26 protein-coding genes and 2 pseudogenes are annotated in these 26100 nt (G+C 51.8%); 13 read left to right on the top strand and 15 right to left on the bottom strand.

What is annotated here, in order from left to right:
* Positions 1 to 213, top strand: a pseudogene (locus AD944_RS16510) (hypothetical protein); the annotation flags it as partial.
* Here the strand turns inward: AD944_RS16510 and rlmB are convergent.
* The 3 genes from rlmB to proP all read right to left on the bottom strand — a co-directional run bounded on the left by rlmB (position 147) and on the right by proP (position 3004).
* The gene (rlmB, locus tag AD944_RS15970) at positions 147 to 986 is read right to left on the bottom strand and encodes a 23S rRNA (guanosine(2251)-2'-O)-methyltransferase RlmB (protein WP_035378126.1); all 840 of its coding nucleotides are present in this window, start codon (positions 984 to 986) and stop codon (positions 147 to 149) included. The pseudogene AD944_RS16510 and the gene rlmB sit on opposite strands and share 67 nt — an antisense overlap.
* 59 nt (positions 987 to 1045) lie before the next feature.
* Positions 1046 to 1477 (bottom strand): NUDIX hydrolase, encoded by a 432-nt coding sequence (locus tag AD944_RS15965; protein ID WP_045542148.1) that lies wholly within the window; start codon positions 1475 to 1477, stop codon positions 1046 to 1048.
* Positions 1478 to 1549: 72 nt separating this feature from the next.
* Complete coding sequence (proP, locus tag AD944_RS15960; RefSeq protein WP_035378123.1) at positions 1550 to 3004, bottom strand: glycine betaine/L-proline transporter ProP; 1455 nt, start codon at positions 3002 to 3004, stop codon at positions 1550 to 1552.
* A gap of 497 nt (positions 3005 to 3501) precedes the next feature.
* Here proP and AD944_RS15955 point away from each other — a divergent pair, with 497 nt between their 5' ends.
* Genes AD944_RS15955 through lptB form a run of 5 tightly spaced genes read left to right on the top strand, consistent with a single transcriptional unit; the run spans position 3502 to position 7830 of the window.
* The gene (locus AD944_RS15955; RefSeq protein ID WP_045542156.1) at positions 3502 to 4161 is read left to right on the top strand and encodes a ribonuclease D; all 660 of its coding nucleotides are present in this window, start codon (positions 3502 to 3504) and stop codon (positions 4159 to 4161) included.
* A 27-nt stretch (positions 4162 to 4188) separates the two neighbouring features.
* The gene (locus tag AD944_RS15950) at positions 4189 to 5220 is read left to right on the top strand and encodes a KpsF/GutQ family sugar-phosphate isomerase (RefSeq protein ID WP_045542147.1); all 1032 of its coding nucleotides are present in this window, start codon (positions 4189 to 4191) and stop codon (positions 5218 to 5220) included.
* Positions 5217 to 5951: an LPS export ABC transporter periplasmic protein LptC gene (gene lptC, locus AD944_RS15945; RefSeq protein ID WP_035378121.1), complete on the top strand. Its 735-nt coding sequence runs from the start codon at positions 5217 to 5219 to the stop codon at positions 5949 to 5951. The genes AD944_RS15950 and lptC overlap by 4 nt, the downstream gene beginning before the upstream one ends.
* A 2-nt stretch (positions 5952 to 5953) precedes the next feature.
* Positions 5954 to 7012, top strand: coding sequence for an LptA/OstA family protein (locus AD944_RS15940; RefSeq protein WP_045542146.1), 1059 nt, complete (start codon positions 5954 to 5956; stop codon positions 7010 to 7012).
* Positions 7013 to 7014: 2 nt separating this feature from the next.
* On the top strand, positions 7015 to 7830 hold the full coding sequence (gene lptB / locus AD944_RS15935) for an LPS export ABC transporter ATP-binding protein (RefSeq protein ID WP_045542145.1): 816 nt from the start codon (positions 7015 to 7017) through the stop codon (positions 7828 to 7830).
* 304 nt (positions 7831 to 8134) lie between these two features.
* Here lptB and AD944_RS15930 read toward each other — a convergent pair whose 3' ends face one another.
* Complete coding sequence (locus AD944_RS15930) at positions 8135 to 8410, bottom strand: hypothetical protein (RefSeq protein WP_061138862.1); 276 nt, start codon at positions 8408 to 8410, stop codon at positions 8135 to 8137.
* 329 nt (positions 8411 to 8739) lie between these two features.
* On the opposite strand from AD944_RS15930, the gene hpf reads away from it, so the two are divergent.
* Positions 8740 to 9360: a ribosome hibernation-promoting factor, HPF/YfiA family gene (gene hpf / locus AD944_RS15925; RefSeq protein ID WP_045542144.1), complete on the top strand. Its 621-nt coding sequence runs from the start codon at positions 8740 to 8742 to the stop codon at positions 9358 to 9360.
* A 136-nt stretch (positions 9361 to 9496) separates the two neighbouring features.
* Complete coding sequence (locus AD944_RS15920; protein WP_061474889.1) at positions 9497 to 10996, top strand: GT99 family glycosyltransferase N-terminal domain-containing protein; 1500 nt, start codon at positions 9497 to 9499, stop codon at positions 10994 to 10996.
* A 52-nt stretch (positions 10997 to 11048) separates the two neighbouring features.
* Here AD944_RS15920 and AD944_RS15915 read toward each other — a convergent pair whose 3' ends face one another.
* Together AD944_RS15915 and AD944_RS15910 are read right to left on the bottom strand one after the other, a co-directional pair.
* Entirely contained in the window at positions 11049 to 13022 is a 1974-nt protein-coding gene (locus AD944_RS15915; RefSeq protein ID WP_061474887.1) for an HAD-IA family hydrolase, read from the bottom strand.
* Position 13023: 1 nt separating this feature from the next.
* Positions 13024 to 14097: a hypothetical protein gene (locus AD944_RS15910; RefSeq protein ID WP_045542140.1), complete on the bottom strand. Its 1074-nt coding sequence runs from the start codon at positions 14095 to 14097 to the stop codon at positions 13024 to 13026.
* Positions 14098 to 14368: 271 nt separating this feature from the next.
* Between AD944_RS15910 and AD944_RS16890 the strand changes: the two genes are divergently transcribed.
* Entirely contained in the window at positions 14369 to 15295 is a 927-nt protein-coding gene (locus AD944_RS16890) for a sulfotransferase (RefSeq protein WP_146881212.1), read from the top strand.
* Between the two features lie 71 nt (positions 15296 to 15366).
* Here AD944_RS16890 and AD944_RS16885 read toward each other — a convergent pair.
* From AD944_RS16885 to AD944_RS15900, 3 genes and pseudogenes are all read right to left on the bottom strand, one after another.
* Positions 15367 to 15555: pseudogene (locus tag AD944_RS16885) on the bottom strand (transposase); the annotation flags it as partial.
* 73 nt (positions 15556 to 15628) lie between these two features.
* A complete protein-coding gene (locus AD944_RS15905; protein ID WP_045543036.1) occupies positions 15629 to 15895 on the bottom strand; it encodes a DUF1150 family protein in 267 nt (88 codons plus the stop codon).
* Positions 15896 to 15980: 85 nt separating this feature from the next.
* Complete coding sequence (locus AD944_RS15900; protein WP_045543035.1) at positions 15981 to 16481, bottom strand: Hsp20 family protein; 501 nt, start codon at positions 16479 to 16481, stop codon at positions 15981 to 15983.
* Between the two features lie 239 nt (positions 16482 to 16720).
* Here AD944_RS15900 and def point away from each other — a divergent pair, with 239 nt between their 5' ends.
* The 4 genes from def (at position 16721) to AD944_RS15880 (ending at position 19706) form a co-directional block, all read left to right on the top strand.
* Positions 16721 to 17287 carry a peptide deformylase gene (def, locus tag AD944_RS15895; protein ID WP_045543034.1) on the top strand — a complete coding sequence of 189 codons (567 nt, stop codon included), beginning with the start codon at positions 16721 to 16723 and terminating at the stop codon, positions 17285 to 17287.
* A 17-nt stretch (positions 17288 to 17304) separates the two neighbouring features.
* Positions 17305 to 18261: a methionyl-tRNA formyltransferase gene (gene fmt / locus AD944_RS15890; RefSeq protein WP_045543033.1), complete on the top strand. Its 957-nt coding sequence runs from the start codon at positions 17305 to 17307 to the stop codon at positions 18259 to 18261.
* Between the two features lie 27 nt (positions 18262 to 18288).
* Positions 18289 to 19107, top strand: coding sequence for a tRNA pseudouridine(38-40) synthase TruA (gene truA, locus AD944_RS15885; protein WP_045543032.1), 819 nt, complete (start codon positions 18289 to 18291; stop codon positions 19105 to 19107).
* 131 nt (positions 19108 to 19238) lie between these two features.
* Positions 19239 to 19706 (top strand): YaiI/YqxD family protein, encoded by a 468-nt coding sequence (locus AD944_RS15880; RefSeq protein WP_045543031.1) that lies wholly within the window; start codon positions 19239 to 19241, stop codon positions 19704 to 19706.
* Positions 19707 to 19715: 9 nt separating this feature from the next.
* Here the strand turns inward: AD944_RS15880 and AD944_RS15875 are convergent, their stop codons facing one another.
* The 6 genes from AD944_RS15875 to yidC all read right to left on the bottom strand — a co-directional run bounded on the left by AD944_RS15875 (position 19716) and on the right by yidC (position 25954).
* On the bottom strand, positions 19716 to 20339 hold the full coding sequence (locus AD944_RS15875) for a hypothetical protein (RefSeq protein ID WP_052427236.1): 624 nt from the start codon (positions 20337 to 20339) through the stop codon (positions 19716 to 19718).
* Positions 20336 to 21550: a succinyl-diaminopimelate desuccinylase gene (gene dapE / locus AD944_RS15870; RefSeq protein WP_082741291.1), complete on the bottom strand. Its 1215-nt coding sequence runs from the start codon at positions 21548 to 21550 to the stop codon at positions 20336 to 20338. The genes AD944_RS15875 and dapE overlap by 4 nt, the downstream gene beginning before the upstream one ends.
* Before the next feature lie 19 nt (positions 21551 to 21569).
* Complete coding sequence (gene dapD, locus AD944_RS15865; protein WP_035378104.1) at positions 21570 to 22418, bottom strand: 2,3,4,5-tetrahydropyridine-2,6-dicarboxylate N-succinyltransferase; 849 nt, start codon at positions 22416 to 22418, stop codon at positions 21570 to 21572.
* A gap of 163 nt (positions 22419 to 22581) precedes the next feature.
* Positions 22582 to 23487, bottom strand: coding sequence for an acetylglutamate kinase (gene argB, locus AD944_RS15860; RefSeq protein ID WP_006559464.1), 906 nt, complete (start codon positions 23485 to 23487; stop codon positions 22582 to 22584).
* A 32-nt stretch (positions 23488 to 23519) separates the two neighbouring features.
* Positions 23520 to 24203 carry a ribosome biogenesis GTP-binding protein YihA/YsxC gene (yihA, locus tag AD944_RS15855; RefSeq protein ID WP_045543029.1) on the bottom strand — a complete coding sequence of 228 codons (684 nt, stop codon included), beginning with the start codon at positions 24201 to 24203 and terminating at the stop codon, positions 23520 to 23522.
* Positions 24203 to 25954, bottom strand: a complete 1752-nt coding sequence (gene yidC, locus AD944_RS15850) for a membrane protein insertase YidC (RefSeq protein ID WP_045543028.1) — start codon at positions 25952 to 25954, stop codon at positions 24203 to 24205. Before yidC ends, yihA begins: the two co-directional genes overlap by 1 nt.
* Positions 25955 to 26100 lie beyond the last annotated feature (146 nt).

Raw genomic sequence — 26100 nt, 5'->3', positions numbered from 1 at the left:
GCCGCCGCCTTTGGGGCTGCCTGCCTTGTGGTGCAGGATCGTAACGCGCCGGAAGAAACCGCCGTGCTGACCATCCTGCTCTTTTCAAGCAGCACGCTCTATACCGGCCCCGTCGCAAAATGGCTAAATGGGGCCGATATTGGTTATTACGTTGGCTTTTTTGTTGCCGCGGGCTGGTATGTGCTGGGCATGCGCACGCGGGCCAATTCATAAAGCCCCACCGCCGCCGCAACGGAAACATTCAGGCTTTCCATATCACCGGGCATATACAGCCCAGCAATTTCATCACAGCTTTCACGCGTCAGGCGGCGCAGGCCCTTGCCTTCCGCCCCCAAGACCAGCGCCACACGGCGGCCTTCAAAAGAAGGACCATCCAGCAAGCCGCCGCCTGCATCCAGCCCCACGGTCCAGCACCCGCCTTTCTGCAAGGCTTCAATCGCACGGGACAGATTGACTTCCCGCACCATGGGCACGGTTTCCAGCGCGCCTGAAGCAGCTTTGGCCAGCACGGCGGTTTCTTCCGGCGCGTTACGATCCTGCACCACAAGGCAGGCAGCCCCAAAGGCGGCGGCAGAGCGTAGAATGGCCCCCACATTGCGCGGGTCTGTCACCTGATCCAGCACCAGCACTGGCCCCGGCCGTTCCAGCGCCTCATCAAGTGTAAGATTTGGCAGCAGCTTGACCAGCGCAGCCACGCCCTGATGCACGGCCTCTGCCCCCAGAAGCTCATCCAGTTTGGCGCGCTGCGCCAGTTCCGGCTCAATAGTCAGTCTGGCTCCGGCCTCACGCGCGGCAAGCAGAGCGGGGTGATCACCCTCCGTCACCAGCAGACGCTGAAAGACACGACGCGGATTAGCCAGCGCCGCCGCAACGGCATGCGTGCCGAACAACCAGCAGCTCCCGGCTGGTGCGCCGCCCCCTTCCCGTCCGCCAGAGGACTGGTTGCGCTGATGACGGGACGAACGACCGGAACGGGGATTACGCATAAGAACCTTTGATCTCTCTCACTCTTTCCCCTCCCCTACCGCATGTTCCGGTTGCGGGGCTATCCCTTTTGCCGCTGGTTTTGCAAACATGCCCGACGCTCGGCCAACGCACGCAAGGCCTGCTGCGTAGCCTCCGTCAACGGAGCAGGCAGAGCATCCAGCGCAAACCAGCCTACTGCTGCCAGTGCCTCCGGCTCCCGCACCGCGGGTTCACCGCGCCATTCTTCCACCAGATAGACAGGGGCAACCCAGTGCTGCCCCTGTGCCTGATCTATCTGGTCCACCACGCATAAAAGCGCCTGTGGCGTGATGCTCAACCCGATTTCTTCCTGAATTTCACGGGCTACGGCTGCGGGCACTGTTTCAAACGGATCAACCTTCCCACCCGGCAGTCCCCAATGATGCGCTTCCGGGTTCCGTCGCCGCTGGACCAAAAGCAGTTTGCCCTCCCGCAGGATGGCCGCACCGCACCCAACGCGTGGAACTGTCATTTGATCTCTCCCTCCAGCCACGGCTGGGCTTCCCGCTCAGATTTCCATTTTTCTTCTGCTCACCGCCCCCCTTCAGGGCAGAGGCGGCAAGGTGGCATCAACCGTAATCGGGTGATCGCCAGAAAGAATGGCTTTGACTTCCGCCTCTGTCGCCACGGCAGGCGGAGAGCCACGCAAAGGCATGCGTGCTGTCTCACGCACGGTCAACATGGTCAGGATGCCAATAACGGCTGCCCCCATCAGGTAATAGGCAGGCATCATCAAATCCCCGGTTGTACGCACCAGCCACGCTGTAACCAGTGGTGTTGTGCCCCCAAACAGCGAAACGGAGAGGTTGAAAGCAACAGAGAGCGCCGTGTAGCGCACGGGCGTATAAAACAGAGCTGGCAGCGTTGAGGGCATGGAACTGGTAAAACACACCAGAGAAAGCCCAAGAAGCATAAGACCAAGAAAAATAAGAATATTATTGTGGCTCTGCACCAATAGAAGCGAGGGAACAGCCAACAGCAGGATCGCCAGACAGGCCCCGATGATCATGGGCCTGCGCCCCAATCTGTCACTAAAGAGACCACCCACCACGTTCAGCGGCATCATGATCAGCATGACAATAATGATCAGCAACAGGCCTTTGCTTTCCGGGTAGCCAAGCGTGACGCTCAGATAACTGGGCATGTAGGTCAGCAGCATGTAATCCGTTACGTTGAAGACCAGCACCAGCCCCACGCATTTCAGCAGTTGTGGCCAATGTACACGCAGCAGTTCCGTCCAGCCGGGTTTGTCATGCTCGCGGCTTTCGGCCTGCTCCGCATACGCCTGAAAGGCCGGAGTTTCTTCCAGCTTCATGCGCATATACAGCCCCAGAAGCCCCAACGGCCCCGCCACCAGAAACGGAATACGCCAGCCCCACGCCAGCATCTGGCTTTCTTCAAGCCCCAATTGAAGGGCCGTCACCGTACCCGCTCCGGCCACGTATCCAGCCAAGGTGCCGAACTCCAGCCAGCTTCCCATCAGGCCCCGCCTGCGGTCCGTGGAATATTCGGCAATGAAGGTGGCAGCACCGCCATATTCGCCGCCTGTCGAAAACCCCTGCACAAGCCGCGCCAGAAGCAAGAGCGCCGGAGCCCCTAACCCGATGCTGTGATAGGAAGGAATAAGCCCGATGGAAAACGTGCCCAGCGCCATGAGAACCATGGTGAATGCCAGCACTTTCTGCCGCCCATACCGGTCCCCCAGCGGGCCGAACACCATGCCCCCCACGGGCCGCACCAGAAACGCGACCGTAAAAGTTGCAAATGTTGCCAGAAGCTGGGCGGTGGGATCATTGGACGGAAAAAACACACGCCCCAATGTGACGGCAATGTAGCCATAAACCCCAAAATCAAACCATTCCATGGCGTTGCCCAGAGCCGCTGCTCCTACGGCACGTTTCAGCATATCGCTATCCACCACGGTAATATCATCGGGCTTCATCTGCCTGCGGCGCTTGAACCATCCAAAATGGGCATGCGCCGTGCCAGAATCCTGCATAAGGTTTTCTTCCTCCAAAATTTATCGTGGGTGCGGCGCCTCCGGCTTGCGCAACACCCAACTCAACGCCAAGCGGCCTTTCCTGTTTGCAAGAAAAGCAACTTTTCGCTTCAACTTAATGATTAAAGATAGCGCGCTTATGTGACATAAGTTCAAAAATACGTAAAGGAAAAGAGAGTCATTTTATTTCATGAGCGTATATAAATGAATAACCCCACAGAACAATACAGACTACTTATTGGCTACCTCTTTATTTCATTGATTTCCGGTTAATTATTTTCATAATGTTTATAAATAAAAATGAATTACTATATGCTGATTTTTTCAGACTCTCCAACCAGCACGAAACGAAGCCTCTCCCAAAGAAATCATGACAGAGAGTATCCTGCGCTCACCATCAAATCGCCTGAAACAGGATGCAGAAGCGCCGGAATGGACAATCCCTTCCCTCGGCGGTATCGCTCTGGCCAGATTAACAGAAAGATATGGAGCGGGTCATGACCTCATCCCGGCCCCCGTCCGAAGGTGCCATTACATTACATCGGAACGATCTGCCGGATGACGTGACGTTCTCTGGCTCCGTGGCCGTTGATACGGAAACCATGGGCCTTAAGCCTTATCGTGACAGGCTCTGCCTTGTGCAGCTTTCCGCCGGAGATGGCACTGCTCATCTTGTGCAGCTTATCCCTCCTTCTCTGGGCGGAACGGGATATGACTGTCCCAACCTGAAAAAAATTCTGGCCGACCCGAGCGTGACCAAAATCATGCATTTCGCACGATTTGATGTCGCCATTCTCCAGCATGCGCTGGGCATTACGGTCAGTCCTGTGGTGTGCACCAAAATTGCCGCGCGCCTTGTTCGCACCTTTACGGATCGGCATGGCCTGGCCGCCCTGTGCCGGGAACTGCTGGGCGTGGACTTAAGCAAGCAACAGCAGACATCGGACTGGGGCGCGCCGGACCTGAAAGCCGAACAACTGGCGTATGCGGCCTCTGATGTTCTGTATCTCCATGCGTTATGGGAAAAGATGGATGCCCTTCTGAAGCGGGAAGGACGCAGAGAATTGGCACAGGCCTGTTACGATTTTCTTCCTGCCCGTGCCCAGCTTGATCTTCTGGGCTATGAAGACCCAGATATATTTTCTCACCGATCTTAACCCGTTTTCACCCGGACCCTTTTTCGTATGACAGAGCTTCTCGCCTCGGCGCACGTTTCCCGAACGGCAGCAAACCAGCAGGCCACGCTGACAGCCAACGCGGTAGCGGTTTTGCAAACAGAACGCGCGGGGCTGGATGCACTGGAACACGCCCTGCAAGACCCGAACGGGCTGGGGCAGGCATTTGCGCAGGCCGTGTCCCTCATCAGCACTCTACCGGGACGGCTGGTTGTAACGGGCATTGGTAAATCCGGGCATATTGCGCGCAAGGTGCAGGCCACACTGGCTTCTACCGGCACCCCAGCCCTGTTTGTGCATCCGGCAGAAGCCTCCCATGGGGATCTGGGAATGGTGCAGGACGGTGACGCCGTTCTGGCCTTTTCCAATTCAGGTGAAACCACGGAACTGGGTGATATTGCCGCCCACACCCGCCGCTGCAAACTGCCTTTGCTGGCCGTTACCAGCAGAGCAACCTCCACGCTGGCCACGGCGGCCGATATTGCGCTCACCCTCCCCTCCATGCCGGAAGCCTGCCCCATGGGACTGGCCCCAACCACCAGCACCATCATGCAGCTTGCCCTGGGCGATGCGCTGGCCGTTGCGCTGCTTCAGCAACGGGGCTTTACGGCGAACGATTTCGGGAATTTTCATCCTGGCGGGCGGCTGGGCATGCGGTTGCGCACCGTGCAGGATCTCATGCGGACCGGCAATTCCCTGCCAATCGGGCAGGAAAATACGCCCATGCGGGACGTGATTGTGGAAATGACATGCAAAGCCCTAGGCTGCATTGGTATTCTGGACCATAATGGCAAGCTGGCGGGGCTGATCACGGATGGCGACCTGCGCCGGGCGTTGGACCTTGATCTTACCATTACGCAGGCAAAGGATGTCATGAACCGCACTCCGCTCACCATCGGGCCTGATGTTTTTGCGGCGGACGCCCTGCGCCTGATGAACGAGCGTGACCGACCCATTACCTCCCTGTTTGTGCTGGGTGCCGAGGGCAAACCTCTGGGCGTGGTGCATGTGCATGACCTGCTAAGGGCAGGTGTGGGATGACAGAACCACCCAGAAAAACACCTCAACGGGATGACTTTGCCCGTTCAGAAGAAACAATCCGCCAGCAGCGTGAACGGCTGGCCCCGGCCCAACAGCGCCGCGTAGCCCCGGATGCAGGAACCCTCGCCCGTCGCCGCACCCTGCTGCGCTGGGCCAAGTGGGTTCTGCCCGCCACCGCCCTGCTGCTGCTGAGTTCCATTGCCGTGTGGCCCGAAGTAGACCGGCTGATCAACGCCAACAGCGCCGCCATTCGGGAAATTTCCAAGGTCAAGATTGAAAGCGGCAATCTGGTAGGCGCCACCTATCGGGGTGTGGATGAACATGATCGCCCCTTCATGGTGACATCAGACAGCGCACATCAAGCCAACCCGGAACGGATGGACCTGACAAACCCCGCCGCCGATATTCTGACACAGGGCGGAGACTGGATTCTGGTGCGCTCACAAAAAGGCGTTTACATGCAGCATGCGGATATTCTTGATCTGACAGGAGAAGTAACCCTGTATCGTGATGATGGCCTGATGATGCATAGTCCCGTGGCGGATATTGATATCAAACGCAGCATTATTGCGTCTGATTCCTGGGTGCGTGCGGAAGGTCCGTTTGGTGTGCTGGATGCAAAGGGCTACCTCCTCTCCCAGCATGAAGGCATTGCCCAGTTCCGTGGACCCGGCCGCCTTATTCTCAATGATGATCGCGGCAGTCATCCGGCTGATGGGAAAGCGTCCTGATCATGCTGTCTGTTGCTTTGGCGCGCCTGAAGGCGGCCCCTCTTCTGCTCACCCGCCCGCATGTGGCTATGGGGGCCGTCCTGCTGGCGTCCTGCCTGCCCGGACTGGCACAGGCCCAGTCCATTGATCTCTCGCATGGGGGGCAGATTACGGTAACAGCCGTAGGTGGGTTTGACTGGGATCAGAACCAGAAAAAAGTCACCGCCTATGATCAGGCAAAAGCCATCCGTGGGGATGTTACGGTAACGGCTGATAAACTGATTGCCTATTACCGCAAGAAAACCCAGCCCGATGGCGCGGCCCCGGCACCCGATACCGGAACGGACCAGAAACCACCTGCCCCAGCCAATACGGCCCCCGGCGCTTCACCCGCACCCTCCCAACCTGCGCAACCAGCCACAGCAGGAGGAGACCCCGATTCCTCCGGTGCAAACGAGATTTATCGGCTGGAAGCGATCGGGCATGTCCATATCTACACCCAGACCGATCAGGCATGGGGGGATAAAGCCGTATATGATATGGATCAGGCCGTACTGGTCATGAACGGGAAAGCCATGAAGCTGGTGACCCCGCAGGATCTGCTTACGGCTCGCGATTCCATGGAATATTATTCCCAGCAGCGGATTTCCATTGGACGCGGCAACGCAACCGTTACCACCAATGACGGACGGCAGATCCGCGCCGACGTACTGGTCGGATACAGTGCCCCGCCTGATAACACGACACAGCCGCAGAATGGGCAGCAGGATGCAGGTAAACAGGCATCCGGTGATCCACTGAGCAGCGGCTCCGGCAAGCTGGAAAAAGTGAACGCCTTTGGCCATGTGTGGGTCAGAACCCAGACAGAAATTGTTACCGGGGATCGGGGCGTTTACGTGCCGGATACCGGCATTGCACGGATTGTTGGGAACGTGCATATCACCCGCGGTGCCAACCAGATCCAGGGTGCGGCAGCCATTATTAATATGCATACAGGCCTAGCGACCATGACCGAACATCCCGGCAGCCGGGTGAGCGGTGTTGTGGTGCCCAATAACAGCGATGGGTCAGACAGGAAATAAGGATGACTCAGGAAATTACCTGGACCGCTGAAGAAACAGTGGAAGAACGCATTATCGGGCCGGAACCGGCCACCTTGAATGCCCTGCATAAGCCGGGGCATGGGCTCTTCGCGCACGGAATAGGCAAATCCTACAAGAAGCGCGAAGTGGTGAAGAATGTTTCCATTGAAGTGCATCGGGGGGAAGCCGTTGGTCTGCTGGGGCCAAACGGGGCCGGGAAAACCACCAGCTTCTACATGATTGTGGGCCTTGTGCAGCCAGATACAGGCTCCATCACGCTGGACGGAGCCGATATTACGCAGTTGCCCATGTACCGCCGCGCCCGGTTGGGAATTGGCTACCTGCCACAGGAAGCCAGCATTTTCCGCGGCCTGAATGTTGAACAGAACATTATGGCGGCTCTGGAAGTGGTGGAGCAGGACCCGGACAAACGGGAAGTGATGCTGGATGGCCTTCTGAGCGAATTCGGTATTTCTCACCTTCGTCGCTCTCCTTCTCTCGCACTCTCGGGCGGGGAACGTCGGCGTCTGGAAATTGCGCGTGCTCTGGCCAGCCAGCCGCATTACATCCTGCTGGACGAACCTCTGGCCGGGATTGACCCCATTGCCGTGGGCGAAATTCGTGATCTTGTGTCTCACCTGAAAGACCGTGGCATCGGCGTGCTGATTACAGACCACAACGTGCGTGAAACACTGGAAGTTATTGACCGCGCTTACATCATGCATAGCGGACAGGTACTGATGCAGGGCGTGCCGGAAGAAATTGTGGCTCATGAAGACGTGCGTCGCGTCTATCTGGGCGAAAGCTTCTCTCTGTAATTATTCAGGGAAACAGCTTACACGCTTTATCAGGATCATTCGGCCTCCAACAGCCCGTACCAAGAGCGTATCTCACCGTGCCGAAGTGCCGTTACCGATGAAGGAGACAGGCTCATTAGGGGGCGAAGACTCCATCTCCACGTCTTTCTGCCCGTAACAATATCAATGGGCTATAACTAGGATATAACCAAAAAAGAGGGTTTTCAGGACTCTCCTCCTCACGGGCAAGCATTGGCTTACAGGCACTCTCGCCCGATCGCCCTCTATCCCCTGTCACGCAATTACGCTTTTGTGGGGAAAGGGTTCAGCGCCGGATAACAGGCGGCGGAATATCCACATGCGGAGGCTGAATCAGAGGAATGGAAGGTGCTGGCGGCGCAGCCTGCTCTGTCCCGGTCTTGTTTTTGACCACTTCCACAGGAATAACCACGCGCTCCATGATAACCGGCGGCTTGCTATGCATCATGTGCCACATGAAGACGCCGTATCCTGCCGCCAGAACACCAAGCACCACAAGTTTGGCCCGCCAACTCCGACGCATTTTAGGCATATTGGCAGGTGGGCTTGAACGTAGAAGCATGATGTCCTGTCTGGTTTGCAACGCTGCTTCGTTTGTATGCGGTAGCCCGTGGAGGCAGCAACCCCACACGCGCAGTTTTTTGCGCCGCTTTCAAAAGAGGCCAAACTGCGAGGGAACCGTCAGTGTGGATGCTGCATTAAATATGTAACAAAAGAATGGACACACCCCACAGAGCATGCCCAAATGAGAATCAGATCATGCACAGCCTCTTAGACTGGCATGGTTGACGGTTAAAGCCGCCAGCGCCTGAGAGAACGGGCCGCAGCAAAGTGTGGCCCTTGGTTCAGGTGCGACGGTCCTGCTTGTAACAGACAAGAAAGGACATCCGAATGCATATCCATGTTTCCGGCAAACAGATTGATCTGTCCGATGCCCTCAAACACCGGGTCAATACCCATATGGGGAATCTGGCCGACCGATACTTTGATAAGGCACTGGAAGCCAAAGTCACGTTCAGCAAGGCGCGCTCCTTTTTCACATGCGATATAAACGTCCATGCCGGGCGCGGTCTGACCTTACGTGGTGAAGGTGAAGCGGCGGACGCCAATGCAGCGTTTGATGACGCGGCTGAACATATTGCCAAACGCCTGCGGCGCTACCACCGGCGGGTTACCTCTCACGCCCGCGCCACCAAAAGCGATGCCATTCCCGAAACCGGTCGCTCTTACGTGCTACAGCAGCCCGTTAGTGGCAAAAAAGCCAAAGCAAACGGTCACGCACACAAAACACAGGCAACTACGGACGAAGCCGAGGAACAGGAAACATACGCCGCTATTATTGCGGAACACACTACGGACATTCCTCACCTGAGCGTGAGTGAAGCTGTCATGCGGCTGGATTTGGCTGCAAGTAATATCCTGCTATTCCGAAACCGCAAAAACCAACAGATCAATCTGGTGTTCCGACGCGACGACGGAAATATCGGCTGGGTTGATACGGGGCCAGCGTAACGCTGGCCTTTCCAATTTTTTTAATGAATGGTACCAATAATATTATATCATTAACTCAAAATTACGACAGAATTTTACCTTAAAAAATGTGTATGAAAAAACTTGGCATAAACTGCGAACAAGAACCCATAGTATTATGACTCATCATTTTGTCCTTGTCTTACCTCCCATTTCACCGGTGGGTGCATCGGCTCATTACTTTTGGGTTCTTCAAAAATGGCTGCACGAATTTAAGAACGAAACCACAACTATTATTATGCCGACTTACTATAAAACGGCTTTTTACGATCAAAATCGGTGGGAATTTGGAGAATGGTCAAAAAAATTTCATCAATATGCTCCCACATACCTCCGCAATAATGATCACAAAAATATATACTATTACCCTTTTCTCTCAGAAATAGAAAATAAATCTTCGATAAGCGAGAGCTTCAAATTTTCCGTCAAGAACAATTGCTATGATTTGTTTTTATTTTATAAAAAAACCATAAATGAAATAAAGAAATCTTTTGGTGAATCTCTTGTTTTAGTATCCTGGGTTAATAACGCCTCATTAAGGGATGCAGCAAAAAAAGAAAATATACAACTTATTTTCAATGAAATTGGCCCTTTGCGAAAACCCTATTACAAACAAACAGCTTATTGGGATACTCATGGGGTAAATGGAGACACAAATGTTGCCACCTTATGGGCTTCCGAAAAAACTCCTTTTAAAGAGTGGTTTACACATAATGAATTACACATTCAGCCTGAAACAATACGATCGCTTATAGCCAATGTTTCTATTACTCACTCTACTCCCCACTATCCTTTAGGAATAGCACTACAGATTGAGACGGATTCTAACGCTTTGGTTTTCAACCGTGGCTGGAACAATTTATCTCTCATAGAGCACGCTCGCACACGCTTGAATTTAGATAAAATTCTAGTCAGATATCATCCCAATGGTAAAGCCTTATACAGTGGCCTTACTGATAGGGACCCTAACCCTTTGGTCTTTCTTTCTAACGTTAAAGAGTTATGGACCATAAACTCCAGTCTGGGAATTGAAGCCATATTTTGGAATATTCCTGTAGTTTTTTTTGGGAATAGCCCAGTAGAAACTTTTATTTCTTTAGAAGAAAACGAAAAAGATATTTTTTACACATGGTTTTTTACAAGATACTTAATACCTTACGATTTTCTTTTTTCTAAGGAATATTACATTTGGCGTTTGAATAAGCCAAGTTTTTCAGAAATAATTAACAAACACCTTTGCACATATAGAGAAAAACAATCAGAATATCCGGTTCTTGCCATCAACAATGAAAATCATGCCAGACCACTATTTATTCGTCCATTGCAAAACACTCTTAACCACTTAGAAAATGCCGACAGAAATATATTATCTCAAAAAGAATTATTGCAAAAACAGTTAAATTCCATAAACCTTTTGGAATGTCAGATAAGTGAAAGAGATAAGTGGGTAAACGATCGGAATACATGGATAAAGGATAGAGATCAGTGGATACAAGACAGAGATAATCTTATTAAAACGCTTCAGCAGCAAATTGTCGATAGAGATAGATGGATACAAGACAGAGATGAAATAATTGAAATGTACAAACAAAATATTGATAAAAAACCTTCTTTTTAAAAAACTACAAAAAGAACAAGCAGGAGAAATTATCTTTCTCCTGCTCCCACCGTCATAAATCCTGCGGTTCATAAAGTTTTTGAAAAGCATATTTCCAAAATGATTTCTCCTTAGCTTTTTCTACGTCTTCTGGGGTTTCCGAGGCGGGTGTCGATACAAGATGACTACGCTCAAGAGTTGCTCCAGGAGCATCCGAATGCGTAACTATACCAAAAGTACGTGCTTCCTCTAAGGTGGGTTGCTGCACAAAATTTATGAATGCTTCAGCCCATGAACGACTAAGGAAGATCTTTTTATCCATAGTTATAAGAAGATCCATCATAGAGGAAACAAAATCCCATGCACCTTCCTGTATGGAAGCACTTAGCGTTTGAACACGTTTATCATCATCACTCTGCTCTAACACAGGAAAAATTTGATTGTTTTTTTCTGTATAGCTTAAAGTTGTTCCATGAGGAGCTGTCGTAGCAAATTCTAAAAGTTCAACACCCCCATTTAATAAGACTTCATTTAAATTTTGAACAGAGCTTCCATTGACTAAATACCCATGAAAAACATCTCTCAATCCATTATTCATTTGACTCCAGGGAAAAATACCAAAATAAAAACCTTCCAAATCAACGGAAATCCCGCCACTTCGCATTATACGTGATATACTACCTTGAATATTTCCTGCCCAACCAATATCACACAAAGCAATTTTTTCTCCTTCCGAAATATAATTCTCTAGATATTCTCTAGAAATCTTTCTTTTATTTTGAGCATCCTTAAGTAAATTTTTTCCCACCAAAACGAAAAATTTGTGTATACGAGCATCCCCACTTTCTATGCTCTCATTTATATCTGAAATACCTGACCTTTCAGCTTCTTCTAAATATAAATAAAGAGATATACCCAATTTTTTACATATGCCATTTAATGTTTTATTTCGCCTTCCTCCGAACTGAAACCACAGACGGTCCCAATTCAAATCTGATAAGCTAGGGTATAGTAAAGTGCCTCTTGAAACATAAATATATTCTGAAGGAATATTTACCCCTAAAGAAGTGCTCCATTTTGCAAACATTTTATTGAAAAAATATCCATCCCGAGCAAGAAAAAGAATTTTCGAAAATTCTCCTTTTTGGAGATTATCAAGTAACCAGAAAAAATACCCTAGGAAAAGAGGACCAAAAACGGTAACGCCGCTTTGATACCAAATGTCATGGGCTTTCTCTGGATCAGAAATTAAAATAAACCGGGCAAACCCGTGTGACAAACAGTTCGCGAAATCGTTCTCTTCTTTAGAAAAATGAGAGAAAAATATTTCGTCTATTTCATCTTTATAAGTAAAATGGAGACAATCAATCTCATTTTCTTGTGCCATGTTAATGTCTGCATGAATATTGTCTCCTATATGTACTATTTTTTCATCAATCGAAAAATTCTTTTTTAAAATATCAAACAAAAATCCATCATGTTTACTGCATCCGTTTTCACAAGATACAATTACAGGCAACCCTGCAGGGTAACCAGCATTAATCACTCGATCTGAAATTTCTGTAGAAGAAGAATACATATCAGAACAAAGTACAATCTTCTTCCCATCCCTTAACGCTTTTTTTACTATTTCTAGCATTATTGGATTAGCATAGGTAATACTATTCTCTACAAATATTTCTTTTTCACTTAAATAATTTTTTAGAGAATCCGTACAATTTGTGATTTTTTGAAAATTTACATATATCTCATCAAGCGATACTTCATGATGACCATATTGCGCAAATACATGCTCTCTTGCCTTATTTTCCGCATATACTCTCAAACTGGGAAATGAAAAAACTACCTCTACCTCATCCAGATATTTCTCTTCTTTTAGGATCTGCTCAGAGACTATTCTAAACACATCAATTGGTTTGCGAACCTTTCGATGAATTAGTGTATCAAAAACATCACAGGAAACAACATCAGCCCCCTCAACAAAACTTTCAACCTTCTTCCGCCACATTTTATTGAACAAAAGAAAATTCTGTTTTTTAGCATTCATGTTAGTGCTCACCTTTCAAAAATTTTCTTTTTATTTTCCCCAGACCATCAAATACCTTTCCCGCCTTAAGTAGAAAAGCATTATAAGATATAGATTGAGACACTCCCCTTATATCTTCCATCACTCCTTCTTGCTTTTTCAATAAAGCCGACATGGTATGTGAATTTATTTTTATAGAATTTAGTTCATTATCCAAACAGTCAATTCTCTTTTCATGCTGAATAAGGGTATCGTTTAAACAACTCATTTTCTCCGTAACATTGTGAACCAAATGATACACGTGGCCAAATCCTCGCTCAGTCGCCACACGATTATAAAAGGCTGATTCTGGCATTATTCCGTTTCGAAAAATGTGATTATGGAAAGCTGTCTCTGCATTTTTATCCACTTGTTGCAAAATATTATTTTGAGCCCAAGGAGGGGATGGCTCTTTATAGTCATAGTGTAAAAATGCGTGCTGTTGATTAGTAGCGTATATATTTCCTTGAAATATAAGTTGCAAAAAGAAATCCCAGTATGCATAGTGTCCCAGTTCTGGATTAAATTTTCCTTTTTTAACAAAACTTGTGCTGAATATAGCTTGATCTAATGAAAATTGATTTTTAAATATCATATCACTAATATTTACAAAGCCTTCTTCTAATGCTGGCTGAATATGATGGGTTTCTTCATTTCTAAAAATATTCTGAACATAGTAACCATAATTCTCTGTTCCACGACACACATATGCGGCAATAGAATTATATTTTTTTTGTATAGTTTTCAAGTCAACACAAGACATTCTAAAATAGTCAGGACTCCATTCTGTCCCCTCATTACAAATTATACAATAAGGCGTTACAACGTCAGCCAGAGCCATATTTAAGTCTGAAGCCCAACAGCCTTGAGTATTTACAATCTGTAAATACCCACAATCTTTAAGATTATTTTGCACATCATCAAGACTTTTCTGTGGAAGCCCATAGTTTATTATAAATATATTACATAATTTTACGTTTTGCTGCACGATACTTTTAATCGTTTTATTTAAAGCTGCATCGTGTTTAGCTCTAACCAAAATTGATATTTCTGTCATCTATCCAATCCAGCTAAGTATGAAATTTTTTCCTTCATAGCGGAACAATTTCGTAGGTGGAGTACCCTTTTTAGGCTTTTTACCAATATATTGATTTTTATATGTGATCCTGATGCTATTTCTTGATTTTCTCTCGCCTCAATTTTCCTATTGCCAGAAATGAAAAAAAATGGCGAATTCGAAAGGTTTTTTAATTTCATATAAAATCCATAGAGAAATTTTATTTAAATTCTGTATAATACTTTTTATCTATTGAATATAGGATTGCTATATGCGTTTTGTTTTTATTTTAGGCTCACCCTTTTGCGGTTCAACTGCGGTTGGCAATATGCTCAATAGCCACGAACATATTTTTCACGCTGGTGAAGTCGATCGTCTAGCCATTTTTTCCAGATATCGAAACCACGATGCTCATCTCACTGTGAATGGGTGCTCTTTATGTAGTTTACAAACCTCTATCAATAACTGTACTGTATGGAACAATTATCCCACCGAACCACTGGAATCAAAGGAAAAGATAGTTTCTGCATATTATAATCTAGCCAAAAATTCAAAGAAGGAAATTATTTTAGACAGTTCCAAAAATGCGGACTGGCTTACCCTGTTATGGGAGGGAGGATTGGATACATGCTCTTCTATTATTTTATCAAGAAACCCTTTTTCTTTTGCATATAGTCACTTTAAAGCAACAGGCTTTCCTTTTTGGCAAGGAATTGAAGTATGGCGCAATATCTACGATCATTGTTTACGAGTAGTCTTAAGTCGAGGAATCCCATTATTATCATTGAAACACTCTGACTTGCTTAATGATGCTGATAATTTTTTTTCAAAAATTCTTTATTTCCTTCAACTTTCAGGAAGCGTAGATTACAATCATTTCTACCAGTATCCCTGTCATGCTTTGGGAGGAAATGTTGGCTCTTTTCTTAAATATCCAAATTTTAATTTTACAGACTACTTAAATAAAGAACTGAAAGAAAATCGCAATTCGACAATCCAAGAATTATTTGAAAAGAATTTATCTCCAGCATCACCTACACAACGTTCTGATGATGCTTGGCTTCGCCATTTATCTACGGATGATATTGCTTCTGGTTTAAGTTTACCTGGAGTTGTAGATACAATGACTTTACTAGGCTATAATCCAGCAAAAATAGTATACGAAAAAATAGAATGGGATAACAATAATTCTAAATAAACAATATATAAACGACAGCGGCAAGAATGTTAGCTAGAGCATGTCCACTTTATTCAGGCTCACATTTTGCTCGGGTTGAAATCGGGACTATAGGGAGACAGGAACATCATCTGTCCCCCATTCGTTCGATCGCCTTTCGCGCCCCCGCAACCTTGTGGGCGGGCAGATTGTCCAGCGCGACGATATCCCCTAGGCTCAGCGTCGGCACGAGATCATGCTCTAACATAGGCCTGAAAAATATCGCTGTTCATAGCGTCATCCATGCCCCATGTCACCCACACGATTCATGGTTCAGTGTACGCACTCTAGATAGCTTATAGTTCAAAGGAATTGTTACTGTAGGCTGGCAGGGATCATGTCATGGTGAAGGATAATTCCCCATGCCGTTTCCATATCATCCACCACGGCCAAAGGTGAGCCATCGGCGGCGTGGATGGCACAGCCTTCCTCGCCATCTTCTGTTAGGGCGGGGCGAATGTAAGCAACATTTTCCAGCCCTAGAGACCGGAACTGATTTTCAGAAAGCTGGTGGACATCAACCGGTGTTTCCGGCTGATCTGGCACAAGCTCAACACGTCCATTCTGGGTCGTGACTCTCATAGTGCCCTCCTTGATCCTTGCCAAAATCAATACTGCAACCACCTTCCATCCCCTTTTCCTTTCAAAAAAAGGGGGAGCAAGGCCTTCAGTTGCCCTCTCTTTCATCCACCGTATGCAGCACACGGGCCGAACGCGGTTTCAGGGCGGCTGCGCCGTTAACAGGATGCGCCTTCTGGCCAGCCTGCATGATCTCAATCCGCTTTACACGCACTTCCGGTTGCGGACGGAACAGATCAATATGCAAAAGTCCGTTATCAAGCCATGCTCCGCCTATCTCTATGCCTTCAGCCAGCACGAACGCCTTTTGAAACTGGCGGGACGCTATCCCTCGGTGTAGAAAAACGCGTTCCTCCGCATCTTCAACCTGCCGCCCACGGATAACCAGTTGATTATCTTCCTGCGTAATTTGCAGGTCATCCATCCTGAACCCGGCAACTGCCAGCGTGATGCGCAACTTGTTAGGGGCCATCTGCTCAATATTGTAGGGCGGATAACCGTCACTTGCCCCTTTGCTGGCGCGCTCAAGCATCTGTTCAAGATGATCAAACCCCAGAAACATGGGCGAGCCAAATACTCTGCCTGACATAGAGCCTCCTCCTTTCTGAGCGAGACAGGACCGGACCCTTATGGCATCCGGTTTCTTCACGATATGGGAGACCTGCGCCGCAACGCAAGACGGCGCGCGCCTTACCACACGCTCTCAGGCTCTCCTTTTGGACCATTTGTGAACATTCCGTGCCACAGTGCGGCATATTTCACACGTTTTGTGCCGCCATGCTGTTGTTGCCTCTGGCATCCTGAAGCCGGGGGCGCTAAATCGAGCATATGACAAACGCAGCTCTGACAGACGCAGCCATTGCCGCTGCAGCGGCCGAGGCCGCGCCCATGCCGATCCTCGTTGCCCCGCATGCCGTGCTGCGGCGCAAAACGCGCGAGGTCAAACCCGAAGACATGGCAGAAATCCGCCGTATTCTGCCCAGCATGTTCTCTGCCATGTATGAAGCGCCCGGCATCGGCCTGGCTGCACCGCAGGTTGGCCTAAGCCTCCGCTTTGCCTTGGTGGATCTGGGTGAAAAAGATGCCCGCGAGCCCATTATCATGATCAACCCGGAAGTTGTGGCAGAGTCAGAAACATTGGCCGCACGGGAAGAAGGCTGTCTCTCCCTGCCTAACCAGTATGCAGAAGTCACTCGCCCTGAACAGGTCCGTGTACAATGGCGGAATGTTGACGGGGACCTCATGGAGCGTGAAGTGAACGGTCTGCTGGCCACCTGCATGCAACATGAAATCGACCATCTGGAAGGCGTGCTGTTTGTGGACCATCTGTCCACCTTGCGCCGAAACATGATTCTGCGGCGGCTGGCCAAGGAACAGAAAATGAAGCGTTCCTAAAGCCGGAGGCCAGGCCGATGCGCGTCATTTTTATGGGCACCCCGGATTTTGCCGTGCCGGCCCTACACGCCCTCCATGTTGCCGGTCACGATATTGTTGCTGTTTACACGCAGCCGCCTCGGCCCGCTGGTCGCGGCAAAGTCCTACGGGCCTCGCCCGTACATCAAGCCGCCGATAAACTCGGGTTGCCGGTAAGGCATCCTGTTTCCCTGCGCAAAAATACTGAGGAATGGGCCGTTTTTGATGGCTTTCAGGCAGATGTGGCCGTGGTTGCGGCCTACGGCCTCATCCTGCCCCAGAGCATGCTGGATACGCCTCGTCTTGGTTGCCTGAATATTCACGCAAGCCTTTTACCGCGTTGGCGGGGCGCTTCTCCTATCCAGAGCGCCATTCTGGCTGGCGATACGGAAAGTGGCGTGACCATCATGCAGATGGAAGCCGGGTTAGATACCGGCCCAATGTTGCTGCGCGGGGCCGTGCCCATTACCAGCCAGACAACCGCCACATCGTTGCATGACGCTCTGAGCGCTCTGGGTGGAACGCTGGTTGTGCGCACGCTGACGGAAACTCCGCTCCCTACCCCGCAGCCGGAAGATGGCGTGACCTATGCCCAGAAGCTGACACGCGAAGATGGACGTATCAACTGGCAGGAGAGCGCCAGTGCCATAGATCGCCGCATCCGAGCCCTTACCCCGTGGCCTGGCACATTCACTGTGCTGAACGATGGCATGATTATCAAGATCGGAGCGGCCACCCCTCTTCCGCAGTTTCATCACACCGCCAGGCCCGGCACTCTTCTGGACAACACTTTAACAGTGGCCTGTGGTGAAGGTGCTGTACGCCTCACTCGTCTGCAAAAGCCCGGTCGGGGCATGATGGAGGCTGAGGCCTTCCTACGGGGGCATTCGATCCCTGCTGGTACCGTTCTGCTTATTGCGCAGGATGATGATGCTCCATCTGCGCATTCCAAATGATTCCTTTTTTTCCGCGGTCCTGCCCTTATGTCTGATGTGCTGGTTGACGAACTTCAGGCCGAGCGCGACCGAGCCCCAGCTTATCAGAGATGGGCGGTCAAACTTGAATATGACGGCACGGGCCTTGTAGGCTGGCAACGTCAGACCAGCGGCCTTTCCGTGCAGGCGCTTCTGGAGGAAGCCGCCACACGCATGGCTGGCGGCCGGCGAGTCACTAGCATTACGGCCGGACGAACGGACTCCGGTGTGCACGCCACAGGACAAGTTGCGCATCTGGATTTTCCGGCTGACATGCCGCTTCTCCCTTACCGGGTAAGGGACGGATTAAGCTATCACCTAAAGCCCCATGCTGTAGCAGTCATTGAGGCCGCCCAAGTCGGGCTGGACTGGAGCGCACGCTTTTCCGCAACATGGCGTTCCTATCGCTACCGCATTCTCAACCGCCCCTCACGCCCGGCTCTGGGAGCTTCCCACGTGTGGCATCTTCGTTCACCATTGGATATTGATCTGATGCAGGAAGGAGCCAATTATCTGATTGGGTCACACGATTTCACGTCCTTCCGTGCTGTGGCCTGTCAGGCCAGAAGCCCCTTGCGTACTTTGGATATCCTGAGAGTAGAACGTCATGGCGAGGAAGTGTGGATCATCGCCAAAGCGCGCTCTTTCTTACACCATCAGGTACGCAACATGGTCGGCACACTCAGCCTGGTAGGACAGGGTCGCTGGAAACCTGAACGCATTGCGCACGCTCTTGAAGCGAAATCCCGCTGTGCGGCTGGCCCCACCGCTCCCCCTGAAGGCCTGTATCTTACCGGCGTAGGATACGAGCCAGATCCTTTCGGCTAATCACCACACATAGCATTGGCTAAGGGTTAACCGTGCCCTGTCTGCTACGGGCGGATGATTGGGATCTCACTTTGCCAGTCCGTCATACAGGCTTTCCTTATAGGTCAGATAACCTGTGCTACACTCGCAGCATGATTCGTATTTTTATTGACGCCGATGCCTGCCCTGTTCGGGACGAAACCTACCGCGTAGCCGCACGCTATGGGCTGCACACTTTTGTTGTCTCCAACAAAATGATCGCTATTCCAGCCTCTCCTCTGATTGAACGTATTGTTGTGACAGAGGGAATGGATGTGGCGGACAACTGGATTGCCGATCAGGTCATGGCTCATGATATTGTCATTTCTGCTGACATTCCGCTTGCTGCACGCTGTGTAGCAAAAGGTGCGTGCGTTCTTGACCCGCGCGGCCGTATTCTCGATGAAAATGCCATCGGCATGGCGCTGGCTATGCGGAACCTAATGGAAGATTTACGGAACACGGGGGCCATTACACAAGGTGGGCGCGGCTTTACCCGTTCAGACCGCTCCACCTTTCTTTCCGCACTGGACACAGCGGTCGTTAAAGCCAAAAAGCGGAAAGCTCTGGGTCGGCTCTAACCCCAAACCTCAGCTATTCTTCATGTTGATCATCGGCTGAAGCAGATCCTTCAGCACGATGTAATGCGGCGGCAAAAGAGCGGCAAAAACATAAAGCGCCAACGTTGCGGCAAGGATTGAAGCATACAGCAACAACGCCCGCCCACGGCTCAGGCCAAGCCCGACACGGGCCACATACCATTGCAGCCACATTTCATACACGGCCACACTCAGAACCAGAGCCCCCATGAAACCGGGCTGCGTAAGAATGGCCGGGAACAGCAACCCCGCCAGAATGGTGGCCCCAAGGGAAATAAGCAGCACAACCCAGTTGCACCATGTGGCTGCTGTTATATAGCGCAGCCACAGAACATCCCGCCCCCAGCGATGCGCATAGAACTGTGACACCACAGCAGGCAGCAAAACAACGCAGAGGGAAAGCAGGATTTTGGTCAGGCCCAGAAGCTTGTCAGGCACCACAAACACCTGCAGCACACCCACAATCAGCATAGCCAGTTGTGGCGCAAGAGCTGCCCCGAACGCATCCGGCGTACCCTCAAAGCAGGCTATACCTTCGCGCCGTCCACTGGCCAGAAGCAGCATGCCTTGCAGGATTTTCCGCCCACTTCCCATTTTTCCCGAATTAGAAATCACGCCATGACCCCTTCCAGAAAGGTCTCATATATTTGGGTAAGTGTTTCCAGGTCTGCCACCGAGGTGTGCTCATCCACCTTATGGATGCTGGCCCCCACCAACCCGAACTCGGATACCGGGCAGTATTGCGCAATAAAGCGGGCATCAGATGTGCCGCCACCCGTATCCAGCTTGGGTGTGCGCTGCGTTACGTGCTCAATGGCTTTCACCAGAGCATCTGTTGCAGCACCCGGAGCAGTAAGAAACGACTCCCCACTAATCTTGACGACCACACGCACGTTGGGAGCGTGCTGCTGGCAGACTGTACGTAACCAGCCAGTCAGTCCTTCCCCCGTATGCAGATCATTAAACCGAATATTCAGGCGCGCTTCGGCCTGAGCAGGAATTACATTGGTGGAAGAATTACCCACATCCACACTGGTCACCTGCAAACTGGAAGGTTCAAACCAGTCAGATCCGTTATCCAAGGGCTGGGCCTGCAAAGCAGCAAGAATGGTCAGAAGCCGATGCACCGGATTATCCGCCCGATGGGGATAAGCCACATGCCCCTGCACCCCCTCAACCACAATATGGGCATTCAGACTACCGCGACGGCCAATTTTGACCATATCGCCCATGGCTGCAGGATTGGTGGGCTCCCCCACCACGCAATAATCAGGAATCTGACCTTCCTGCGCCATCCATTCCAGCACCTTTTTGGTGCCGTAGGTGGCTGGCCCTTCTTCATCTCCGGTAATCAGAAAACTGATGGAGCCTGCCTGATGCCCATTGCCTGTGAACCGGGCAACAGCAGCCACAAAGGCAGCAATACCGCCCTTCATGTCACACGCACCACGGCCATACAGTATGCCGTCTTCAATCTCGGCCGCATAAGGCGGGTGAGCCCACGCGGCCTCCGCCCCCGGCGGCACAACATCGGTATGCCCGGCAAAGCAGATATGCGGGCCAGATTTACCCAATCGCGCGAAAAAATTGGGGGTCCGTTCCAGCCCTTCCCCATAAGAAAGGTGCCAGACCTCAAACCCCAGCTTTTCCAGCATAGCGGCAAGCATCTGCTGAGCTGGCCCGGGGTCTGGGCACACTGAAGGGTGGCGGATCAACGCCTGTGCAACGGCAATCGGGTCAGTTGGCGCAGGAAGAACCTGCGCATTGCCCTGATCGGCCTTTGCCGCCGTAGCGGGTATAGTCTGCTCAGCTTCTGATCCGCTCATGCTCTCTCCGTCCCGCTGCTTAGTCGCGCAGGAGATCGTTGATAGATGTTTTTGAACGGGTGCGTTCATCAACGCGCTTTACAATCACAGCACAGGCCAACTGCGGGTTGGGCTTGCCATCCGCGCCAATGGGGTTGGAAGACGGCAGCGTGCCCGGCACCACAACGGAATAGGCCGGAACGCGACCCATGAAAATTTCCCCCGTGGCGCGGTCCACAATTTTGGTGGAAGCCCCGAGGAATACCCCCATGGACAGAACGGACCCACGTTCAACAATCACGCCTTCCGCCACTTCTGAACGGGCACCAATGAAGCAGTTATCTTCAATAATGACCGGAGCAGCCTGAAGCGGTTCAAGCACACCCCCAATACCGGCACCACCACTGATATGACAGTTTTTGCCAATCTGTGCGCAGCTTCCCACCGTAGCCCAGGTATCCACCATGGTGCCGCTGCCAACGTTGGCACCCACATTCACAAAGCTGGGCATCAGCACCGCACCGGGAGCAATGTGGGCGGAATAACGCACCACAGCACCCGGCACCACGCGGAAACCGGCTTTTTCAAAACGGGCCTGGTCCCACCCCTGAAACTTGACGGGCACTTTGTCATAAGCCGGAGCACCAGCCGCAGCACCCGGAATGACAACACTGTCATTCAGCCGGAAGGACAGCAGAACCGCCTTTTTCAGCCATTCATGCACTACCCAGCCATCTTCACTGGGGGCAGCAACACGCAGACGACCGGAATCCAGAGCTTCCAGAGCGTCTTCAATTGCTTTGCGGTCTTCACCGACGGTAGCGGAAGACACACGATCACGTGCTTCCCACAGAGTTTCAATATGAGCGCGGAGAGTAGCTTCAGTCATAAGACACCGTCAGACATGATGGAACCAATCGGGGCAGGCCGACCCGATACGAAAAATACGGATGGACCATGCGGACAGGGCCGATGCCTGTCAACGCATCATGACACACGGACAGCCATCCGGCAGTGCCTCAGGCACTACCATTAGCCGCCGCGCATGGGGCTTAGTCCGCCCGGATGAGTGTGCCGGAGCCGGAAGCGGTGAACAGTTCCAGCAGGCATGCGTGCGGAATTCGGCCATTGATGATCACCGCAGCCCGCGCACCGGCCTGCACGGCCTGAATGCAGGTTTCAACCTTGGGAATCATGCCGCCGGTAATCACACCGTCTGCAATGGCCTGACGTGCCTGCTCGGCTGTCAGTTCAGGAATCAACTTCCCGTTTGCATCCAGCACACCGGGAACATCAGTCAGCATCAGCAGACGGGTAGCATGCACAGCCCCGGCAATAGCGCCAGCCGCCGTATCAGCATTGATATTGTAGGTTGCGCCGTCTTCCCCCAACCCAACAGGAGCAATAACCGGAATCAGGCCCGAGCCGGAAAGCGCATAGATGACACGAGGGTCCACCTTCACGGGCTCGCCCACAAAGCCCAGATCAAGCACCCGTTCAATCTGGCTGTCATTATCCCGCACGGTGCGTTGCAGCTTGCGGGCCGTAATCAGCTTGCCATCCTTGCCGGAGATACCAACAGCCAGCGCGCCAGCCTGGCTGATCAGTTCCGCCACTTCCTTGTTGACGGAACCGGCCAGCACCATTTCGATCACATCCACCATGTTGGCGTCTGTCACCCGCAGGCCATCCACAAAGGTGGATTTGATATCCAGCCGCTTGAGCATGCTGTTGATCTGGGGGCCGCCGCCATGCACCACCACGGGGTTGATGCCAACCAGCTTCAGCAAGGCGATGTCCCGCCCGAAGGTCTGCGCCAGTTCCGGGTCACCCATGGCATGACCGCCGTATTTCACCACAATGGTGTCACCGGCATAGCGGCGCAGATAGGGCAGCGCACCGGCCAGAATGGCCGCTTCCTGATGCGGCTCCATAATGGGAGGCTTGGCGATGGTCATGGTGTAATTTCCTGCTCTCAAACCTGCCGAAACTAGAAGGACTGCGACGGCAGCGCGAATTCCGCCAGTTCCGCTCTCAACTGTTCAATACCCTGCCCTGTCTCACTGCTGGAAAGGGAGAGAAACGGGCAGGCCGCGGCATGACGGCGTGCCACAGCCAGTATGGCTTCTTCCTTGCGGGCCAGAGGGGCTGGCTTCACGGCATCGCACTTGGTCAGAACGATCTGAAAACTGACCGCAGCGCGATCCAGCAGTTTCATGACCTCTTCATCATGCGGCTTGAGTTCAATGCGCGCATCCAGCAGCAACATCACCCGCTTCAGGCCGGGACGGCCCCGCAGGTAATCAAACATCATTTCCTGCCAGTCTTCCTTCACGGATTTCGCAGCCTTGGCGTATCCATACCCCGGCATATCCACCAGCATCAGCCGATCCGCCAGATTGAAGAAGTTCAACTGTTTGGTGCGGCCCGGTTCGGAAGAAGCGCGAGCCAGTGTCTTGCGGCCCGTCAACGCATTCACAAGGCTGGACTTGCCCACATTGGAACGCCCGGCAAACGCAATTTCCGGCAGAGTCTGCGGGGGAAGCTGCCCCAGCTTCTGTGCCCCGAAAATAAAGTCGCAGGAGCCTGCAAAAAGGAGCCGCCCTTCTTCAAGGGCGGCGTCAATCTGCGCCTGACTATCCAGTTCGCGGAAGGAGCGGGTTGTATCCCCCATCAGCTTTTGCTCGGCACGGATTTTTTATCCGCAGCTTTGAACCGCCCCAGAATAAGCACTTGCTGCAATGCCGTCAGCAGGTTGCTCCAGCAATAATAGATCACCAAACCCACGGGCTGATGCGCCATGAAGAAGGTGAACAGCAACGGAATGAACGCCATCACCTTCTGCTGGGCCGGGTCCATGTTGGTGGAACTGGCGCTGATCTTCTGCATCAGGAACATGGTGGCGCCATACAGGATCGGCCACGCGCCCAGCGCCAGCAACGGCAACACATGCGCCGGGTTGAACGGAATCAGACCAAACAGGTTGAAAATATTCGTGGGGTCTGGGGCAGAAAGGTCCTTGATCCAGCCAAAGAACGGCGCATGACGCATTTCAATGGTGACATACAGATCCTTATACAGACACCAGAACACGGGAGCCTGAATGAACAGGGGCAGGAAGCCACCAAACAGGTTCACGTTCTCTTCCCGATACAGCCCCATAATATGCTGCTGCATGGCCATGGGGTCGTCTTTGTAACGCGCGCGGATCTGGTCCACCTTCGGCTTCAGGCGGCTGGTTTTCCACGTCATGCGCATCTGCTTGATGGTCAGCGGTAGGAAGGCCAGCTTCACGATAACCGTAAAGGTCAGCAGAGCCAGACCAAAATTGCCCATCATGGAATACAGCCAATCCAGCACGAAGAAGACCGGACGTGTCAGGAAGGAAAGCCAGCCGAAATCCACAGCCTTCCAGAACATGGGAATATGCAGGTCGTGCTCGTACTGGTCGAGCAGACGCACTTCCTTGGCACCGGCAAAAACATGGGCTTCGGTGCTGGCTGTCTGGCCAGCTGCAATCTGAATGGGGGCCGTGCTGGTAAAGCCGACCTGATACATGTTTCTCTGCGGCAGGTACGTATAAGCGCCCACCACCTGCGCGGACTGATCAGGCACAACGGCCATCAGCCAGTATTTGTCCGTAATACCAGCCCAGCCACCGGTGCCCTGATGGCTCCAGGACACGTTATCCGGCGGAACCCCATCCTTGCGCAGGGATTTGTAAGACCCTTCGTTCAGACGACCATCAATGACGGAAATAGGACCTTCATGCACCAGCATGCCGCCGTTTGTTTCCGGCGTGTAGCCCCGGTTCACACGGTAGAAGGGATACAGGGCCACAGCCTGACCACTGGTGTTGTGCACACGCTGGGTCACCGTGAACATGAAGCTCTTGTCAACCGCCATGGCGATCTCAAACGTCAGCCCCTGACCGTTATCCCATGTAAGATTGACGGGATGGGTCACATCCAGATGCGTGTTGTCTGCTTTCCATAGCGTGTTGGCATCTGGCAGATGAACGGTTGCGTCAGACGCGGCACGCCAGCCAAAATCCACATAGTCAGGTTTGGCCTGCGTTGCGTGGCTAAGCACCCTTACATCCGGGCTGTTGGCATCCGTTGTTTCACGGTACGCCTTGAGCACCAGATCATCCAGCTTGCCACCGCGCAGGCTCAGGCTGCCCTGCACGGCCGGAGCATCAATCACCACACGCGTATCAGGCCCATCCGGCTGAGCCGCGGGCTCCGCTACGCTCGGCGCTGCGGGCGCATTTGCTGACGCAGCACCGCCAGAAGCCGGGGCAGAAACAGTTTGTTGAGTGGATGTGGGAACAGGGGCCTTTGGCGCCTGCGGGAAGAAATAATCAAACCCGATAAGAACCACAGCTGACAGCAGCGTTGCCAGTATCAGACGTCTTGTATCCATTGGCTGGCCCGCTGGCCCCCCTGCACGAAACGGAACATAAAATCAGACCGCAAAACCCGGAGTCTTCACGGCACTCTGGTTCCAGCGCAGGATGAGCAGGAATGCAAGCCGAGAAAGTTACACCCCCAAGCTGCCTCGTCACGAAG

The sequence above is a fragment of the Acetobacter tropicalis genome (genome assembly GCF_001580915.1).
Taxonomy (GTDB): domain Bacteria; phylum Pseudomonadota; class Alphaproteobacteria; order Acetobacterales; family Acetobacteraceae; genus Acetobacter; species Acetobacter tropicalis.
Note: the sequence above shows the minus strand (reverse complement) of the source record. Positions and strands in the feature narration are given on the sequence as shown.